Below are 16,352 nucleotides of genomic sequence, written 5' to 3'. Positions count from 1 at the left end.
GGAGGAATAACACCATGCAAATGGGTTTTCGTTGGTACGGCGAGGGCAATGACAGCATCTCGCTATCCGATATTAAGCAGATACCGGGCGTAACGAGCATTGTCTGGGCGCTGCATAATAAGCAGGCTGGTGAGGTCTGGCAAAAGGACGAAATCCGTACGGTCTATGACCAGTGCGCGGCGCACGGCTTTAACATCGATGTGGTTGAGTCGGTAAATGTTCATGATGACATTAAAATTGGCTTGCCCTCGCGCGATCAGTATATTGCAAACTACATAGAAACCATTCGGAACCTGAAAGAGTTTGGCGTAAAGGTCATTTGCTATAACTTTATGCCCGTCTTTGACTGGACGCGTACGGATCTTTACCATCCGCTGCCGGACGGCTCGACCGCGCTTTTCTATGAGCGAGCAAAAATTCAAGACGATCCGCGCGAAATGGCAAACTATATTTTAGAAAATCTAAACGGCCTGACCTTTCCCGGATGGGAGCCTGAGCGCATGGCACGGCTTGATGAGTTGTTTGCTGCCTATGCGCCGGTGACGAAGGAAAAGCTGTGGGACAATTTAAAGTATTTTCTTGAGGCGATTATGCCGGTCTGTCGCGAGTGTGACATTAAAATGGCAATTCATCAGGATGATCCGCCGTGGGATATTTTTGGTTTGCCGCGCTTGCTTACCGATGCAGCTGCCATTGACCGCTTTGTGTCCATGGTGGACGATGAATACAACTGCCTCACCCTGTGCTCGGGCAGCTTGGGCGCCAATCGCGATAATGTGGTTGCGGATATTGTGCGTAAGCATGCCAACCGCATTGCCTTCGGCCATGTCCGGAATGTCAAACACTACGATAATGGTGACTTTTCCGAGGTGTCACATCGTGATTGCGACGGTGATGTTGGTATTCTGGAAATTATGCGGGCATACCATGATGCAGGCTTCAATGGCTATATACGGCCTGATCATGGCCGCCATATCTGGAACGAAAAGTGCCGACCGGGCTATGGACTGTATGACCGTGCGTTGGGCATCATGTACCTTTGGGGCATTTGGGACACGCTCGAGCGCTTGGAGGGTAAGGCATGAAGCTGAATCTTGCTTCCCTTGCGCAGCCCGCGCAGTGGACTGGCTATCATTTGCCACAGTTCGACATCGCGCAGGTGGCGCAAAACACCAGGGCGCGTCCGACATGGCTGCACTTTGGCGCGGGCAACATCTTTCGCATGTTCCCGGCGGTGCTGTGCCAGCGACTGCTTGAAAAGGGCAGTGCGGACACGGGCATCATCTGCTGTGAAAGCTATGACGATGAGGTGATTACAAAGTGTTTTCGCCCGTATGACAATCTGTCGCTCGCCGTGACACTGCTGCCGGACGGCGGTATTGAAAAAGAAATCGTTGGTTCGGTGACGGAAAGCCTGACTGTGCAGCACGATTTCAGCCGCATCCGTGAAATTTTTGAAGCACCAAGTCTGCAAATGGTATCCTTCACCATTACGGAGAAGGGCTACGCAGTAAATCAAATGGTTGAGAACGATATGCAGGGTGCTCCTGCCGATAGCCGAAGCCTAATGGCGCAGCTCGCCGCGCTTTGTATCGCTCGCTTTCACGCGTGCGGCAAGCCACTTGCGCTCGTGTCGATGGATAACTGCTCACATAATGGCGAAAAGCTGAGCGGCGCAGTACTGGGCGTGGCCAAAGCATGGCATAAAAGCGGTAAAATTACCGATGCCGAGCTTGACTTTTTGTGCACCAAAATCACGTTCCCGTGGAGCATGATTGACAAGATTACGCCCCGTCCCGATCCCAAGGTTGAGGCAAGCCTTCAGGCGGATGGACTGCAGGATATCAGCCCCTTTATTACTGCGAAAAACACCTATACTGCGGCCTTTGTCAACGCCGAAAAGCCGCAGTATCTGGTCGTAGAGGACGATTTCCCCAACGGGCGTCCAGATCTGGAGCAGGTAGGGGTGTACATGACTGCGCGTGACACGGTGAATGCCACAGAGCGTATGAAGGTGACGGGCTGCTTAAATCCGCTGCACACGGCAATGAGTGTATACGGCTGCTTGCTGGGTTATACGCTCATCAGTGCAGAAATGCAGGATGCGGATATTGTGTCGCTCATTACACAGCTGGGCTACCATGAGGCGTTGCCCGTGGTGACCGATCCTAAAATCTTGAACCCCAAGGCGTTTATTGACGAGGTCATGGGCGAGCGCTTCCCCAATCCGTTTATGCCCGATGCACCGCAGCGTATTGCGACTGACACCAGCCAAAAGGTGGGCATTCGCTTTGGTGAAACGATAAAAGCGTATCAGGAAAACGGTCAGGGCACAGCCGGACTAGTCGCCATTCCGCTGGCGATTGCGGGTTGGCTTCGCTATCTGCTCGCGGTGGATGATCAAGGCGCGCCGATGGAGGTGTCCGCGGATCCCATGAAAGCGGAGCTGCAGGCCGCGCTGTCAACCATAGTTTGGGACGACAGTAACAGCTATACCGGTCAAATTCGGACGATTCTAAAAAATGCCGCAATCTTCGGCACCGATTTGGAACAGGCAGGGCTGGCGGATAAAATCGAAGCGATGTTTATCTCCCAGCTTGGTGGGGCAGGCAGTGTACGCAAAACTTTGCAGGTTTATCTTGCGTCGCAATCGCAGAGCAAATAAGCTGCGACAAAATCATTCTAAAAAAAACGAGCCGTTTTACGCTGCTTTCGCAGCACAAAACGGCTCGTTTTTTCGTGTAATTGATATGTAAAAACAATTTGACCGAAACTAATTAGACACATTACTCGGGATGTGAAAGTCGCTCCATCGAGGAGGATTGCAAACGAAACATCAACTGCATCTGGCTCTTAGGCGGCAAGGCCGCCCCTGCAGGGGTAGACTGGGCGTTTTTCGAGGATCCCACGCCTAGGAGGGCGGAAAGCTGTACTGCTTTCCGCCCTTTCGAGACACTCGTGGGCACAGCACATAGAATCTGCGACTGATATGAGCTGCTCACACGCCGCAACCACTAAACGAAGTTTTGCAACAGCTACTCTACGTTTCTCAAAATGCACTCTCTCCTTTATAGTTCGCTTCAAACGCGATGTACTGATGGGCTTTTTGTATATGGAAAGTTGTGGTGAATTTCGATGCGTAATGATAGCGGCACCGCTTCATCTAACACGTTATACTTTGGGTTTTGCGCTAACGGTATGGTTTTGGACTGTACTGATGTCCACCTTCAACGCATGGTATTGACGGAATAAGTAAGTAAATAGGATCACCAGTGCATAGCCGAGACACACGCCGATAAAATCAACCCAGACATCCAGTCTTGCCCGGTTCAAAAAAGTTGAATGGTTTCATCTGCCAGTGCAACCGAATGCCCGCATAGCAGGGGGGAGGCATTGCTGCAGTGATGTAATACACGAGTTAGTAACGTAAATTCAACGGGAGCACAGTGGTACATACCGGAAGCCTATCCGCGAGTTATGATATAGACCATGTGATTGAAGCGTTGAAGAAAGCTAGAACTGATTTATCGATTAAGTTTCTGGTCATGGGAAACGGCAGTCTTGAATCCGGTTTTGAAGCTCATGCTTGGGGAAAGGCAGATGCCAAAATGGAAGAGGCGGTGGGAGGGCGCATATTGTAAATTTTCTCAGGGTTTCAATGACATTGTCAAAAAGTCAAAATACTGATAAAATACGGTTGTGTTCTTTGTAGACAAAGCACAGTTTAGACTATATTATGGCAGTATCATTTGTACAAGAGCACAAATAACATAGGGGAGAGAGAATGCTATGCACAGACGTTTTAAGCCCACCCGGTTGTATTCTATTATCTTCAAACGCGTCATCCTCATGTGTATTTTAATCGTTGTGCTCGGACTTGGTTTCGCTGTATTTTCACTTGTCGGACATTTTATCGATCAGATTGGTGCATCTCGACTCGACATTCTGCGGCAGATCACCTCATACAATCAGGTCGTTAAAAGTGTGACCACCAGCGTTTCAGATGATTTGCTGGACGAGCTGGGCGCAGCGTTTGAAAGAGCGGGCGCAGAAACCGAATTTCGCGGGCAGGTCGAGGCAGCGATGGAAACTGCGCAGCATACCTTTGAGCGGTATGACATGGATACCTCGATTGATGTGGTATTTCACGATGACAACACCCGGCTTTCTACCACAGAGGAACAAATTGAACCACTGCAGCAGCTGCTCAGTTCCTATTGGTTCATCACGCTGGTATCCGGACATAACGACCGCAGCTGGAACATGCGCTTTTTACAAAGCGAGGATTCCACTTCGGCCGTACTCTCCTATGGCCGCGTATTGCGTGATAGCGAGGGCAGAGCGATATGCACTCTCATCACCAACACTGCGCAGAGTATGGTGTTTAAGAATTATGCAGGTACTCTGCGCGGGGACAACCGGTTGTATATTTTTGATGAACAGGGCATTATCGTCAGTCATTCCAATCCTGCATTGATTGGCTTTGCCCTGTACCATGTTACGGCGGAGGATGGTATTGAGTCGAACGGCTATGCTGTGCAGCTGCAGCGCGGCCGGCCGATTCTTCGCACAAGCTACCGTGATAGCTCTGCCGGCTGGACAGTGGTAGAGGAACTGGCTCTGGGTTCGCTGATGGAGACCTATGGGGACGTGTTTGCCGTAGCGCTGCTGTCGCTGCTGATTGCGTTGACACTTGCGTTGGGACTAAGCTATATCATCGCAAGGACTATCACTCGTCCGTTGGCACTGCTGGCAAAGCGCATGGAGCAGTTTTCCGATGAACATCCCGAAACCATGCCGGTTCAGCATCAGTATTATGAGGTGCAACTGCTTTCGGAAACATTTAATGCCATGATTGGCCGTATCGAACGGTTAATTACCCAGATTAAGGACGAGGAACGTGCAAAACGGCGCATTGAGTTTGATTTTCTACAGGCACAAATCAATCCGCATTTCTTGCATAATACGCTATTCAGCATCAAGAGTTTGATTGCGCTTGGGCGCATGGAGCAGGCGACCACCATGCTGGATGCGTTTATCGGCTTGCTCAAAATGCCGATTGCAGCGGATCGAAAGGATCACGCATTGCATGATGAAATTGCCTATATTCGGCACTATGTAGCGCTGATGGAATGTCGATATGGCACGCAGTTTTCGCTGAGTGTATTTATCGATCAGGACATGGATTCATTCCATGTCCCACAACTGATTTTGCAGCCGCTGGTGGAAAATGCAATCTTCCACGGAATTTCGGACAAGGAGGATGGCGAGGGGTGCATTAGTATCATCGGCACGCGGCATGGCAACAAGACGATTTTGCGTGTGGAGGATAACGGGGAAGGCATGACCGAGGAGCAGATTTCACACATGTGGGATTCTACCCGCCGCAGCCGCGGATCAATCAACAGCATCAGCCTGCGCAACGTGCGCAGCCGCATTCAGTATGTATTTGGCCCTCAGTCGGATATTCATATTGAGAGTGCGCTTGGCAAGGGGACGGCAATTACAATTATTATCATAGGCCGCAATCAGGAGGAGGACGACAGATGAGGATTATGGTAGTGGATGACGAGACTCCGATTAAGGATTACATTGCTGCATGTATTCGCGGTTTGGGCGGGGACTATGTACTGACCGCCAGTGTCTCACGCAGTACGCTGGCTTTGGAACGGCTTCAGCATGAACAGATTGATGTGGTGCTGACTGACATCACCATGCCGCGCATGAATGGATTGGAGTTGCTCAGCCAAATCAAGCTGCAATGGCCTGAGGTAGAGGTGGTCATGTTGACCTGCCATGATGATTTTGACTATGTGCGCACGGCAATGCAGAGTGGTGCAGCCGACTATATTCTAAAGAGTGAAATTACGCCTGAGCTGCTTCGCCGATTGCTCGAGCGCCTGGGCAAGAATCGGGAAAAGGTATCTCGGCAAGGGGACAAGCTGCATGCGGAGCAGTACCTGTGCCGCGTGCTGGAGGATGAGAAAGTAGACATGCTGCCGGAGGAGGAACTGCAGCTATACGGGCTGCCTCGAAATGGCGGCTGCTTCGCGCTGATGTTTAAATATGATAAAGCTGTGTTGGATGAGCTGGCGCATCATTCTGCCAACTGGGTGGGATGGCAGCTGCTGTTTAGTTATCATAATCACAGAATTGCGCTGCTTGCAGGGACGCGCACAACGAATTCCGAGCGCGAACAGCGAGAGCAAATGATTGCGCTGTACAACGGCCTGCAGGCGCTAACCGACTCGCGCATCGGGCTGAGTGAGCTGCACCGGGGCATGTCGAGTGCGAAACGGGCGCTGTTCGAGGCAATGACCGATATGGATGGTGCGTTTTATCGTAGTCCCGGCGCAACCTCGATCCCGCCGCGCACAGAGCCGGAGGAAAATCTGCAAGAGCTGTTTATTATGCGTAATAATGCAGTCGTCAGCATTCATGCGCACAATACCAACGAATTGCAGCGACAAATGGACACTATTTTCGCCTTTGCACGCGCGCAGTGCGTCAGTGTGCCGAGACTGCGCAGACTGCTGATTTTTGTTGTAAATACGGTGCCCGATCTGGCGCTGCATCCGGTTGTGCAGCAGACGGAGCAGGCGATTAACGATGCGGAACATCTGGATGAACTTGAGTCCGCGCTCAACACGTTTGTTTCCAGCTTAAATGAGGGGACACAGCAGTATTCCGCCAATATTCAACAGGCGGTAGACTACATCCGCGCGCACTTTTGCGAAAATCTCAGCTTACAGGATGCAGCACAGTCAGTTTTTCTGAATAATGAGTATTTTAGCCGCCGGTTTAAGAAGGAGGTCGGCGTAAATTTCTCCGAATATCTGCTCAAGCTGCGGCTGGATGAGGCGGACCATTTGCTGCGACAGACGGACTTACGTGTCGGTGAGATTGCCGAGCGCGTGGGTATTGGAAATGTCAGCTATTTTTCTATGGTTTATAAAAAACAGTTCGGATTGACGCCGAATGAAAGTAGAAGAAAACAACATTAAGATATGGAAAGACAAAATGTGAAAAGTACATATATATTGGTTAGTTGATTTGTAAAAATGGTGCATAAGGCACAATGGAATGTCAATCTGCTGGTGAAAGGAGTCAAGAAAGTGATAGCGGGAGCAGGACTGTTTTCGTATAATGACACCATCAAAGCAGAGAGACAACGGTGGAAAAACAAAAGATGAGAAAGAGAGGCAAGTTTATGAAACGTACAATGTGGAAGCGACTGTGCGGTATGCTGCTCGCAACAACCATGATTGCCGGTCTGACGGCTGGCTGCGGCGCCAAGGGGAATGAGAGCGCCGGTGGAAAAGGCGGGGAGGGCGAACCGCTTAACGTCGGCTTGCTCGTATCGACGGTGGGCGTGCCTGCCCTGTATGCGCAGAATCAGGGCTGGTTTGAAGAAGAAGGCCTGAATGTAAATCTCGTAATTTTCCCGACCGGCGCGCCGGTTAACGAAGCAATCGCGGCCAAGCAGCTTGACGTTGCGTGTTCCGGCTTTGCATCGGTTTATGCCATGGCAAACGGCGATTGCTCGTGGATTGCTGAAATCAATACTACCGGCGGCATGGGCATCTACGCCCGTCCGGATAGTCCGATCGCCAAAGCATCCGGCAGTGTTTCCGGCAAGTCGGACATGCTGGGCAGTGCAGAGACGGTAAAGGGTGCTAAAATTTTAGGGCCGCTTGGCACCTCGTCTCAGTTTGCAACGATTGGATATATCAATCAGCTTGGCCTGAGTGAAACCGATGTGGAGCAGGTACATATGGAATACGGCCCGGGCTTTCAGGCGTTTGTCGCAGGCGAAGGCGATCTGATCTCCATTTCTCCCCCGTACTCATATGATTGTTTGGATAAGGGCTACGTAGAAGTTGCATCGTTTGAGGACGCAACCGGCGTTGAGCTGATGGACGGCTGCTTTGCCCGTAATGCTGTCATTGAAAGCCGCCGCGACGATGTGGTGAAATTCCTCAAGGTCATCGTCCGAGCCATGGATGCTTTGCAGGATGATAACGTACGCTTTGACTACACCATTAAACAGTACCATGAAAATGCACAAGAGTTTACCGACGAAAATATGCGTAAGGAAATTGCCGATCGCAAATACGTCGGCACGGATTTCATCAAGCAGTCCGATTATCAGCTGGGCAAGGCCATGGCGCCGATTTCCGAGTTCCTCGCCGGTCAGGGCAAGATTACCGAGGATAAGCTGCCTAATGTGGCGAAATCCTTCGATCCCTCTCTGCTTGAAGAAGCCACCGGTGTAAAGGTTCAAAAATTCGCTAACTAATCCTTCTCTCTCTTCGAATTCCACGCAGAAACGACAGTTTTCTGCGTGGAATTTCAAACAGGAGCAAAATCACGGCATCAATCGGCGCAGTGCGGATAGGCCGTATGGAAATTGACGAGGTGAATTGCATGAAAAAGAAAAACGGCGGAAAATACGCCGCCATATCGGTACTGTCGGTAGCGTTGTTTATTTTCGTCTGGTGGCTGGTATCGAGCGGACTGGGACTGACCACCGAATCGACGCTCCCCGGACCGGATGTGGTACTGAAAACCTTTATCAAAAAGCTATCCGACCCCGCACCGGACGGGGGCACCATGTTCCAGCATATCGGTTCTTCTCTGAGAGTAGCAATGTCCGGTTATTTAATGGGTGTTGTCATCGGCACACCGCTCGGTATTTTAATGGCTTGGTATAAAAAGGTTGATCTGTTTGCCCGGCCGCTGTTCGATCTGCTTCGCCCTGTGCCGGGCATCGCATGGATTCCGCTGATGATTATCATGTTTGGCATCGGCATGACCTCCAAGGTGGTTACCGTGTTTCTTGCCGCGTTTGTCCCCTGCGTGCTCAATTCGTACACCGGTATCCGGCAGACGAAGGACGTGCACCTGTGGGTGGGGCAGACCTTCGGCGCATCTAATTGGCAGATGCTTACCCGCATCGCCGTACCGACCTCGCTGCCGCTGGTGATGACCGGCGTGCGCGTTGCACTCGGCGCATCGTGGACGACCATTGTTGCTGCGGAGCTTTTGGCTTCGACGAAGGGTCTCGGCTTTATGATTCAGCAGGCGCGCGGTATCTATCGACCGGATGTCATCATCGCAGGTATGATTGCCATCGGCGCCATCGGCGCACTGCTGACCTGGGTGCTGACCATCATTGAGCACAAGGTTGTGAAGGGAGTGAAGGCATAAATGGGACGGTTTAACGACGCATCCAAGGCGCAAAAGTCAATCTGTGCGGCGCTCGCCATCGCGGCCTTCATCCTGCTTTGGTTTTTTGCCACAAACGGGACGAATCTCGGCGTTGTATTGGCAGGGCCGGTCGAGGTATTCCGTAAATTCTTTGTAAGCTTTGTCCAGCCGCTGGGCACACATACCATTCCGGGGCATATTCTGTGGAGCCTGTCGCGCGTCATGGTCGGCTTTCTGGCCGGTTCGGCACTCGGCATTGTGCTTGGTGTTACGATGGGCTGGTATCGCATTATCGATGCGATTTTCCGCCCAATCTACGAGATGATTCGCCCGATTCCGCCGATTGCATGGATTCCGCTGGCCATTCTGTGGTTCGGCCTCGGCGAGGTCACCAAGTATTTTCTCATCTTTCTGGCAGCCTTCGGCAACGTTACAATGAACGCCTATGCGGGCGTCAAATCAGTCGATCCCGTGCTGATTGGCGCGGCGAAAATGCTGGGTGCGAGCGATCGCCGGGTGTTTACGTCGATTGTGCTGCCCGCCTGTGTGCCGCATATTTTTGCCGGACTGCAAATCGCGCTTGGCTCGGCCTGGGCGACGGTCGTGGCGGCTGAAATGGTGCGCTCGTCGGAAGGCGTGGGCTGGGTAATCATTACCGGACAGGATACCAACAACTCGGTTCAGATTCTCGTCGGCATCATCGCGGTCGGCGCCATTGGCTATCTGCTGGCCATCCTGATGCGTGGAATCGAAGCCAAACTGTGTGCATGGAGCGAACGAGGAAAATGAAAAATGAAGTCATCGTCTGCAAAGACGTTTCCAAAAGGTTTGAAACCGAGCGCGGCGTGGTCGATGTAATCGACAAAGTTGACCTGACCGTTGAGGAAAATGAACTGGTCGTATTGTTTGGCCCCGGACAATGCGGCAAAACGACGCTCATTAACGTGATGGCGGGGTTGGAAACCGCGACCGGCGGCGAGGTCACGGTCAGCGGTAAAAAGGTTGAAAAGCCCGGTCCGGATCGCGGCGTCGTCTACCAGACGACCGCGTTGTTCCCGTGGCTTACCGTGATGGGCAATGTCGAGTACGGACCCAAGAGCCGCGGCATCTCCAAAAAGGAGCGGCGCGAGCGGGCGCAGTATTATATCGATCTGGTCGGCCTGCAGGGGTTTGAAAACAGTTTTCCCTCCAAGCTGTCGGGCGGTATGAAACAGCGTGTCGGCATCGCACGCGCCTATTGCAACGAGCCGGTTGTCATGTTCATGGACGAGCCGTTCGGCCATCTGGACGCGCAGACCCGCTACCTGATGCAGGAGGAGCTGATGCGCATCTGGGAAAAGGAGAAGCGCACGATTGTGTTCGTTACCAACAACATTGAAGAGGCGCTGTATCTGGCCGACCGCATCGTCGTGATGACCAACTGCCCGACGACGGTCAAAACCGAGTACAAGATTGACCTGCCCCGACCGCGCGATTACGTCGCACCCGAATTCCTGCATCTGCGCGAGGAAATTTCGGCGGTCGTTGACAAAACGCTGTAAGGGGAGAAAATCATGTCAGACAACATTAAAGTCAAGGTTCAGAACATGACCAAGCGGTTCGGTGATCTGCTGGTGCTGGACGATATTTCTTTCGACGTAAAGAAAGGGGAGTTTCTGTGCATCGTCGGACCGACCGGCTGCGGCAAAACGACCTTTTTGAACTGTATCACCAAGCTGTACGAGCCGTCTGCGGGTGAAATCCTTATAGGCGGTGAGCCGGTTAATCTGAAAAAGCATAATATCGCCTACATCTTTCAGGAATATTCAACTATGCCGTGGCTGACGGTCGAGCAGAACGTGGCCTTCGGTTTGGAAATTAAGGGGATAGACAAGGCGACAATCAAAAAGGAAGTGGCCGAGGTGCTGGAAATCGTCGGCCTGACTGCGTACCGCGATTATTACCCGGTCGAGCTGTCTACGTCTATGGTACAGCGCGTGGTAATCGCCCGCGCCTTTGCCACAAAGCCCGAGCTGCTGTTGATGGATGAACCCTATGGTCAACTTGATGTGGAGCTACGCTTTAAACTTGAGGATGAGCTGATTCGCCTGTGGAAGCGTACGGGCACGACGGTTATTTTCATTACACACAACATCGAGGAGGCCGTATACCTGAGCGAAAACATTCTGGTGCTGACCAACAAACCGACGACGATTAAAAAGAAGCTCGAAAACACGCTGCCGCGCCCGCGAAGCGTGGTTGACCCTGCGTTCGTAAAGGTGCGAAACGAGGTAACCGAGCTGATTAAATGGTGGTAGAGAACGGAAAAGGCGGCGCAATGCCGCCTTTTTTAGAAAGGATACATAAATATGAAAACAATTTTCATCTTGTCCGACAGTTTAAACCGTCGCTTTTTATCCTGCTACGGTGCACAGGAGGCCGCTATCACACCCCATATCAACCGTCTGGCACGGCGTTCGGTGGTGTTTGATCAAGCGTTTTGCGGCAGCGCGCCCTGCATGCCCGCACGGCGTGACATCATGACCGGACGGCTGAATTTTCTGGAACGTCCGTGGGGCGGTATCGAGCCGTTCGACCACACGCTGCCGGAGATTCTGCGCAGCGAAAAGAACGTTTATTCTCATATGGAGACCGACCATTTCCATTACTCCGAGCGCGGCGGAGAGAACTACTGGGGACATTTCACCTCATGGAACCTACATCGCGGCACCGAGTTTGACACCATCTACTGGGGGCCGGATAAGGGCGGCATACCGTCAGAAAAAGCGCCGAAGGGCTATGTAGGGCGGTACGGTGCGTGCTATGAGCAGACCATGCGGCAATACGCGGGCAAGAAGGACGAATATTCCACACCGCGGACATTCACCGCAGCGGCGGACTGGCTGGAGCGCAATCACGATGCAGATAATTTCTTCCTCTGGGTCGAGGGCTTTGACCCGCACGAGCCGTTTGATGTGCCGAAGGAGTTTATGGATCTCTACGAGGGGCCCGAGATGGGGGAGAGCGACCCGTACTGGCCGGATTATGTCACGGCGGATCACTATACCCCGGAGCAGCTTGCGCATTTCCGCCGCCGTTACAAGGCGCTGGTCACCATGACAGACCAGTATCTGGGAAAGCTGCTGAATGTGCTGGATGAGCATGACATGTGGGAGGATACCATGGTCATCTTCACAACCGACCACGGCTTTATGCTGGGTGAGCACAACTATGTAGCGAAGTGCTACATGCCGGATTACAACGAGGTGCATCATATTCCGTTTATGGCGGCGGTGCCGGGCGTCAAGCCGGGGCGGTCGGATGCACTGGTTGAGAATATTGATGTGTTCCCAACCGTGCTGTCGTATTTCGGCATCGATCCGGACACGGCCTGCCGCAACCCGATTCACGGAAAAAGCCTGCTGCCTGTGTTGTATGGCGAGCAGGAGCGTGTGCGCGATGAACTGTTGTTTGGGGTGTTTGGAAAAACAATCAATGTATACGACGGTCGTTATGTTTACATGCGCGCCAAGGCGCGGGAGGAAAACAAGCCGCTTTACTTGTACGGCGCGATGATGACGATGATGAACGACTATATCGGACTGGATACCATGAGCAGCGAAGAAATCGACACCATTGAGATGGGGCGCTATCTGCCATGGACAAATTATCCGGTTTATAAAGTCGCTGCGGAGACCTGCCATTGGAGCAATAACGCACTGAACTTTGAAAAAATCAACAACTATATTACGGGATCTCAACTGTTTGATTTGCAGCGGGATTATGCGCAGGAGCATCCGCTGAAAGACGCAGTACTGGAAGCGCAGATGGTAGAAAAGCTGTGCCGCGCGATGGCTGCGCACGATTGCCCGTCCGAGCAGTATGAGCGCCTTGGACTAAACTGATGGAACTCGTTTTGCAGGCTTTGGTTTATTTTTTCGTATCCCTCGTAGCGACAACTGTCGGTGCAATGACCGGTATGGGCGGCGGCGTCATCATAAAACCGGTGCTCGATGTGCTGGGAGACTATGATGTGGCGACAATCGGTATGCTGTCCTGCATCACCGTGCTGGTGATGTCGGTCGTGTCGGTCGGCAAGCAGATTCGTCAGAAGACGCGGTTTCCTGCTCGGATGTCCGTGCTGCTCGCGGTCAGCTCGGTCGTCGGCGGCAGCCTTGGTGTGCATGTGCTTGACGGAATGATTGCCGCGGCCGGCTCGAACAGCCGTGTACTGGTGTATCAAAATATCTGCCTCGGACTGCTCATCCTTATTGTGTTCTGCTATATGCTGATGAAGGACAAACTGCCTACTCTGGGACTGAATGGGGCAGTTCCGGCGCTGCTGGTCGGCGTGATGCTGGGTTTTTTCTCATCCTTTCTCGGCATTGGCGGCGGGCCGATCAACGTTGCCATTCTGCTGTTTGTGTTCTCGTTTGGCATTAAAACAGCGACCGTATGTTCTATCGTCACCATTCTCGCCGCACAGGTATCAAAGCTTGTTTCCACGGCTGTTTCAACAGGTTTTGCGCTGTTTGACTTTTCGATGCTGCCCGTCATGGTAATTGGCGCAGTGCTGGGCGGCTTCATTGGTGCGGTGCTCAACCGTGCATTGCCCGATCAGACGGTAGAAAAGGGCTTTAACACAGTACAGCTTGTGGTGCTCGGCATTTGCGTGCTCAACATCGTGCGCAATCTGGGATGAGCTGCGCGCTGTAACGACAAAGGAGGAAATCTGACTTGAAGACCATATTTATTCTGTGCGATACCGTCAGCCGACGCATGCTGGAGGCTTACGGCTCGTCCGATCCGGCATTGACCCCAAATCTGAACCGCTTAGCGCACCGGTCGGTCGTATTTGACAGCCACTGGTGCGGTTCGGCGCCTTGCATGCCTGCCCGACGAGACATTTTGACCGGCAGACTGAATTTTTTGGAAAAGCCGTGGGGTGGCATGGAGCCGTTTGACCAGTCGATGCCCGATATTTTACGAGAAAAGAATGTACATACGCAGATGTTTGCCGATCACGCACATTATCTGATTCCGGGCGGCGAAAATTACACCAAGGGCTTCACCGCATGGGATGTGGTGCGCGGGCAGGAGGGCGATCCGGTCTGGACACGTCCATGCGAAGCGGGAATTCGTCCGGATGTGCCGCCGGCGGACTTCAAGGGCGTTTGGTCGGAGGCCGAGCGCGAAAACCGCAGTCATTTCCGCACGGAATATGAGTATCCGAGCGTGAAAACGATGTGGCACGCCGCCGAATGGCTGGAAGAGAACCATCAGGCCGACAATTTCATGCTGTGGGTTGAGGCCTTTGACCCGCATGAGCCATATGATGCGCCGAAGCACTATCTGGATTTGTACGAAAAACCGGGTGAGTATGAGGGCCCAGACTGGAAGCATCCCGATTATCAACCCAATATTTTCGATGAAGCGGAAACCGATCACCTGCGCCGCCGCTGCAAGGCGTTGCTGACGATGACCGACCGCCATATTGGTGAAATCCTGGATGTGGTGGATGAGCATGATATGTGGAAGGATACCATGGTCATTTTTACGACTGATCATGGGTTTCATCTCGGCGAGCACGGCTATATGGCGAAAAATTATATGCCGCCTTATAATGAGGTGTTTCATATCCCGCTGATGATTGCGGCGCCCGGCATTGCACCCGGCCGCTGCGGCGCGGTGACAGAAAATATCGATGTACTGCCCACCGTTATGGAGTTCTTCGGTGTATCGGAGGACGTGCTGCAATATCCCATTCACGGAAGGAGCCTGCTGCCGCTGCTGCGCGGCGAGGCTGAACGGGTGCGTGACAGTGCGATTTTCGGATATTTTGGTAAGCAGGTAGGTTGGACGGACGGCAGATACACCTATTTCCGCGCGGCAAAGGATGAGACGGATCGGCCGCTGTATGTCTACACCGCAATGCCGACCGTGCTGCGTCAGTTCTACGGCGCAAACGATGCGGTGAATGTTGCGGATTATGATAAAATCGAAATGGGTCGATTCCTCTCGTGGACAGACTATCCGGTTTACCGATTCCCGGCCGATATCATTCATTGGGGCAATGCGTCACAGGAGTTTTCCTGCCGCTCGCCCTATAATGAAGCGTCATTGCTATTTGATTTGCAGCAGGACTATGCACAAGATCACCCCATTTGTGACACGGCCTTGGAGGCAACGATCGTTCAAAAGCTGCGAGACAGTCTGGAAATACACGATGCACCACCCGAACAATACGAGCGCTTGGGACTATAATCATCAAAAACATTCTAAATACGGTTCAGGCGAACTGGAAGCGGATATGAAGACCATTAAAACGGGCACCTATACTGCCTCAACAGCGACATGGACTTCAGCAGCAGCGTTGGCATGCCGAAACCAATCACCGTTACGGTTACTGAGGACGGCAAAGTTGCGATTCCGCAGGTGGAGATGACCTCACAAGGCGCTAACACGAATGGGTTGGACGCTTACCGTCAGCAGGATGCGGGTCTGTCCTGCTACCTAACCGGCGGCTCGTACATTACCAGCGGATACCGTGAGAACGTAGATTATAACCCCATTGTCAACCTGAAAACGGCTGCGTGGCAGGATATAGGTTTCTGGATTTCGGCACGGGTGCCGGACAGGACAATACGATGCAGCTTGCACTCACGCTCAAGCCGCTTGGTACGGCCGGTACGATCGATGTTTATATTGATAAGAACAATACGCAGGGCAAATAGATCGGCAGTCTGGAAGTTGCCGGCGAGGCTGGCGAGTATGCCACGGTTACAGCCAATATGCGGATGTAGCAGGCAAGCACGCAGTCTGCTTGGTAATCCGTTCTGATGGCAGTGACAATGAATGCACTTTAGTTTATCAAGCATCGTCAAGTGCCAAGGTTAACAAGGGCGGCAGCGCAATGATTACAACTAAACCGGACAGCGGATACGCGATTGACGTCGTGATGGTGGACGGAAAGTCGGACGGTACGAGTTGGTATTCCAATGCACGCGCCTGGTCGTTGTCGACAGGTTTGTCAGAGGGTACTGACGTGGAAGGTAATATCACCCGTGAGCAGCTGGTAGCGATGCTGTACCGCTACGCTGGTGCCCCCGACGTTTCCGGTCTCACCATGGGTGCGTTCGGTTATACAGACGAAATTTTGGCAT

The 16,352-nt window shown here is 52.4% G+C and carries 16 protein-coding genes; 14 read left to right on the top strand and 2 right to left on the bottom strand.

Annotated features, from left to right (window positions below; all coding sequences use genetic code 11):
• The first annotated feature begins 14 nt into the window (after nt 1–14).
• Nucleotides 15–1,085 carry a mannonate dehydratase gene (uxuA, locus tag QOX26_RS09365; RefSeq protein WP_283674710.1) on the top strand — a complete coding sequence of 357 codons (1,071 nt, stop codon included), beginning with the start codon at nt 15–17 and terminating at the stop codon, nt 1,083–1,085.
• Complete coding sequence (locus QOX26_RS09360; protein ID WP_283674709.1) at nt 1,082–2,665, top strand: mannitol dehydrogenase family protein; 1,584 nt, start codon at nt 1,082–1,084, stop codon at nt 2,663–2,665. The genes uxuA and QOX26_RS09360 overlap by 4 nt, the downstream gene beginning before the upstream one ends.
• Nucleotides 2,666–3,171: 506 nt before the next feature.
• Here the strand turns inward: QOX26_RS09360 and QOX26_RS09355 are convergent.
• A complete protein-coding gene (locus tag QOX26_RS09355) occupies nt 3,172–3,333 on the bottom strand; it encodes a hypothetical protein (RefSeq protein WP_283674708.1) in 162 nt (53 codons plus the stop codon).
• 158 nt (nt 3,334–3,491) lie between these two features.
• On the opposite strand from QOX26_RS09355, the gene QOX26_RS09350 reads away from it, so the two are divergent.
• The 12 genes from QOX26_RS09350 (at nt 3,492) to QOX26_RS09295 (ending at nt 15,923) form a co-directional block, all read left to right on the top strand.
• The gene (locus QOX26_RS09350) at nt 3,492–3,641 is read left to right on the top strand and encodes a hypothetical protein (RefSeq protein WP_283674707.1); all 150 of its coding nucleotides are present in this window, start codon (nt 3,492–3,494) and stop codon (nt 3,639–3,641) included.
• Nucleotides 3,642–3,789: 148 nt separating this feature from the next.
• Nucleotides 3,790–5,550, top strand: a complete 1,761-nt coding sequence (locus QOX26_RS09345) for a cache domain-containing sensor histidine kinase (protein WP_283674706.1) — start codon at nt 3,790–3,792, stop codon at nt 5,548–5,550.
• Entirely contained in the window at nt 5,547–7,004 is a 1,458-nt protein-coding gene (locus tag QOX26_RS09340; protein ID WP_283674705.1) for a response regulator, read from the top strand. The genes QOX26_RS09345 and QOX26_RS09340 overlap by 4 nt, the downstream gene beginning before the upstream one ends.
• Before the next feature lie 206 nt (nt 7,005–7,210).
• Complete coding sequence (locus QOX26_RS09335; RefSeq protein ID WP_283674704.1) at nt 7,211–8,299, top strand: ABC transporter substrate-binding protein; 1,089 nt, start codon at nt 7,211–7,213, stop codon at nt 8,297–8,299.
• A gap of 128 nt (nt 8,300–8,427) precedes the next feature.
• On the top strand, nt 8,428–9,210 hold the full coding sequence (locus tag QOX26_RS09330) for an ABC transporter permease (protein ID WP_283674703.1): 783 nt from the start codon (nt 8,428–8,430) through the stop codon (nt 9,208–9,210).
• Nucleotides 9,211–9,999 (top strand): ABC transporter permease, encoded by a 789-nt coding sequence (locus QOX26_RS09325; RefSeq protein ID WP_283674702.1) that lies wholly within the window; start codon nt 9,211–9,213, stop codon nt 9,997–9,999. It begins immediately after the preceding gene.
• Nucleotides 9,996–10,751, top strand: coding sequence for an ABC transporter ATP-binding protein (locus QOX26_RS09320; RefSeq protein ID WP_442870222.1), 756 nt, complete (start codon nt 9,996–9,998; stop codon nt 10,749–10,751). The genes QOX26_RS09325 and QOX26_RS09320 overlap by 4 nt, the downstream gene beginning before the upstream one ends.
• A gap of 12 nt (nt 10,752–10,763) precedes the next feature.
• The gene (locus QOX26_RS09315; RefSeq protein ID WP_283674700.1) at nt 10,764–11,507 is read left to right on the top strand and encodes an ABC transporter ATP-binding protein; all 744 of its coding nucleotides are present in this window, start codon (nt 10,764–10,766) and stop codon (nt 11,505–11,507) included.
• A gap of 51 nt (nt 11,508–11,558) precedes the next feature.
• Nucleotides 11,559–13,094, top strand: a complete 1,536-nt coding sequence (locus QOX26_RS09310; RefSeq protein WP_283674699.1) for a sulfatase — start codon at nt 11,559–11,561, stop codon at nt 13,092–13,094.
• Nucleotides 13,094–13,891, top strand: coding sequence for a sulfite exporter TauE/SafE family protein (locus QOX26_RS09305; RefSeq protein WP_283674698.1), 798 nt, complete (start codon nt 13,094–13,096; stop codon nt 13,889–13,891). Before QOX26_RS09310 ends, QOX26_RS09305 begins: the two co-directional genes overlap by 1 nt.
• Before the next feature lie 35 nt (nt 13,892–13,926).
• Nucleotides 13,927–15,453, top strand: a complete 1,527-nt coding sequence (locus QOX26_RS09300) for a sulfatase (RefSeq protein WP_283674697.1) — start codon at nt 13,927–13,929, stop codon at nt 15,451–15,453.
• Nucleotides 15,454–15,782: 329 nt separating this feature from the next.
• A complete protein-coding gene (locus tag QOX26_RS09295) occupies nt 15,783–15,923 on the top strand; it encodes a hypothetical protein (protein WP_283674696.1) in 141 nt (46 codons plus the stop codon).
• 136 nt (nt 15,924–16,059) lie between these two features.
• Here the strand turns inward: QOX26_RS09295 and QOX26_RS09290 are convergent, their stop codons facing one another.
• On the bottom strand, nt 16,060–16,188 hold the full coding sequence (locus tag QOX26_RS09290; RefSeq protein ID WP_283674761.1) for a hypothetical protein: 129 nt from the start codon (nt 16,186–16,188) through the stop codon (nt 16,060–16,062).
• Nucleotides 16,189–16,352 lie beyond the last annotated feature (164 nt).

The organism is Butyricicoccus sp. Marseille-Q5471, assembly GCF_951230135.1.
Lineage (GTDB): Bacteria > Bacillota > Clostridia > Oscillospirales > Butyricicoccaceae > Agathobaculum.
Note: the sequence above shows the minus strand (reverse complement) of the source record. Positions and strands in the feature narration are given on the sequence as shown.

Bases quoted from the DNA above. Each gene is read 5' to 3' on its own strand.
- uxuA (WP_283674710.1), top strand. From the start codon at position 15: ATGCAAATGGGTTTTCGTTGGTACGGCGAGGGCAATGACAGCATCTCG.
- QOX26_RS09360 (WP_283674709.1), top strand. From the start codon at position 1,082: ATGAAGCTGAATCTTGCTTCCCTTGCGCAGCCCGCGCAGTGGACTGGC.
- QOX26_RS09345 (WP_283674706.1), top strand. From the start codon at position 3,790: ATGCACAGACGTTTTAAGCCCACCCGGTTGTATTCTATTATCTTCAAA.
- QOX26_RS09340 (WP_283674705.1), top strand. From the start codon at position 5,547: ATGAGGATTATGGTAGTGGATGACGAGACTCCGATTAAGGATTACATT.
- QOX26_RS09335 (WP_283674704.1), top strand. From the start codon at position 7,211: ATGAAACGTACAATGTGGAAGCGACTGTGCGGTATGCTGCTCGCAACA.
- QOX26_RS09330 (WP_283674703.1), top strand. From the start codon at position 8,428: ATGAAAAAGAAAAACGGCGGAAAATACGCCGCCATATCGGTACTGTCG.
- QOX26_RS09325 (WP_283674702.1), top strand. From the start codon at position 9,211: ATGGGACGGTTTAACGACGCATCCAAGGCGCAAAAGTCAATCTGTGCG.
- QOX26_RS09320 (WP_442870222.1), top strand. From the start codon at position 9,996: ATGAAAAATGAAGTCATCGTCTGCAAAGACGTTTCCAAAAGGTTTGAA.
- QOX26_RS09315 (WP_283674700.1), top strand. From the start codon at position 10,764: ATGTCAGACAACATTAAAGTCAAGGTTCAGAACATGACCAAGCGGTTC.
- QOX26_RS09310 (WP_283674699.1), top strand. From the start codon at position 11,559: ATGAAAACAATTTTCATCTTGTCCGACAGTTTAAACCGTCGCTTTTTA.
- QOX26_RS09305 (WP_283674698.1), top strand. From the start codon at position 13,094: ATGGAACTCGTTTTGCAGGCTTTGGTTTATTTTTTCGTATCCCTCGTA.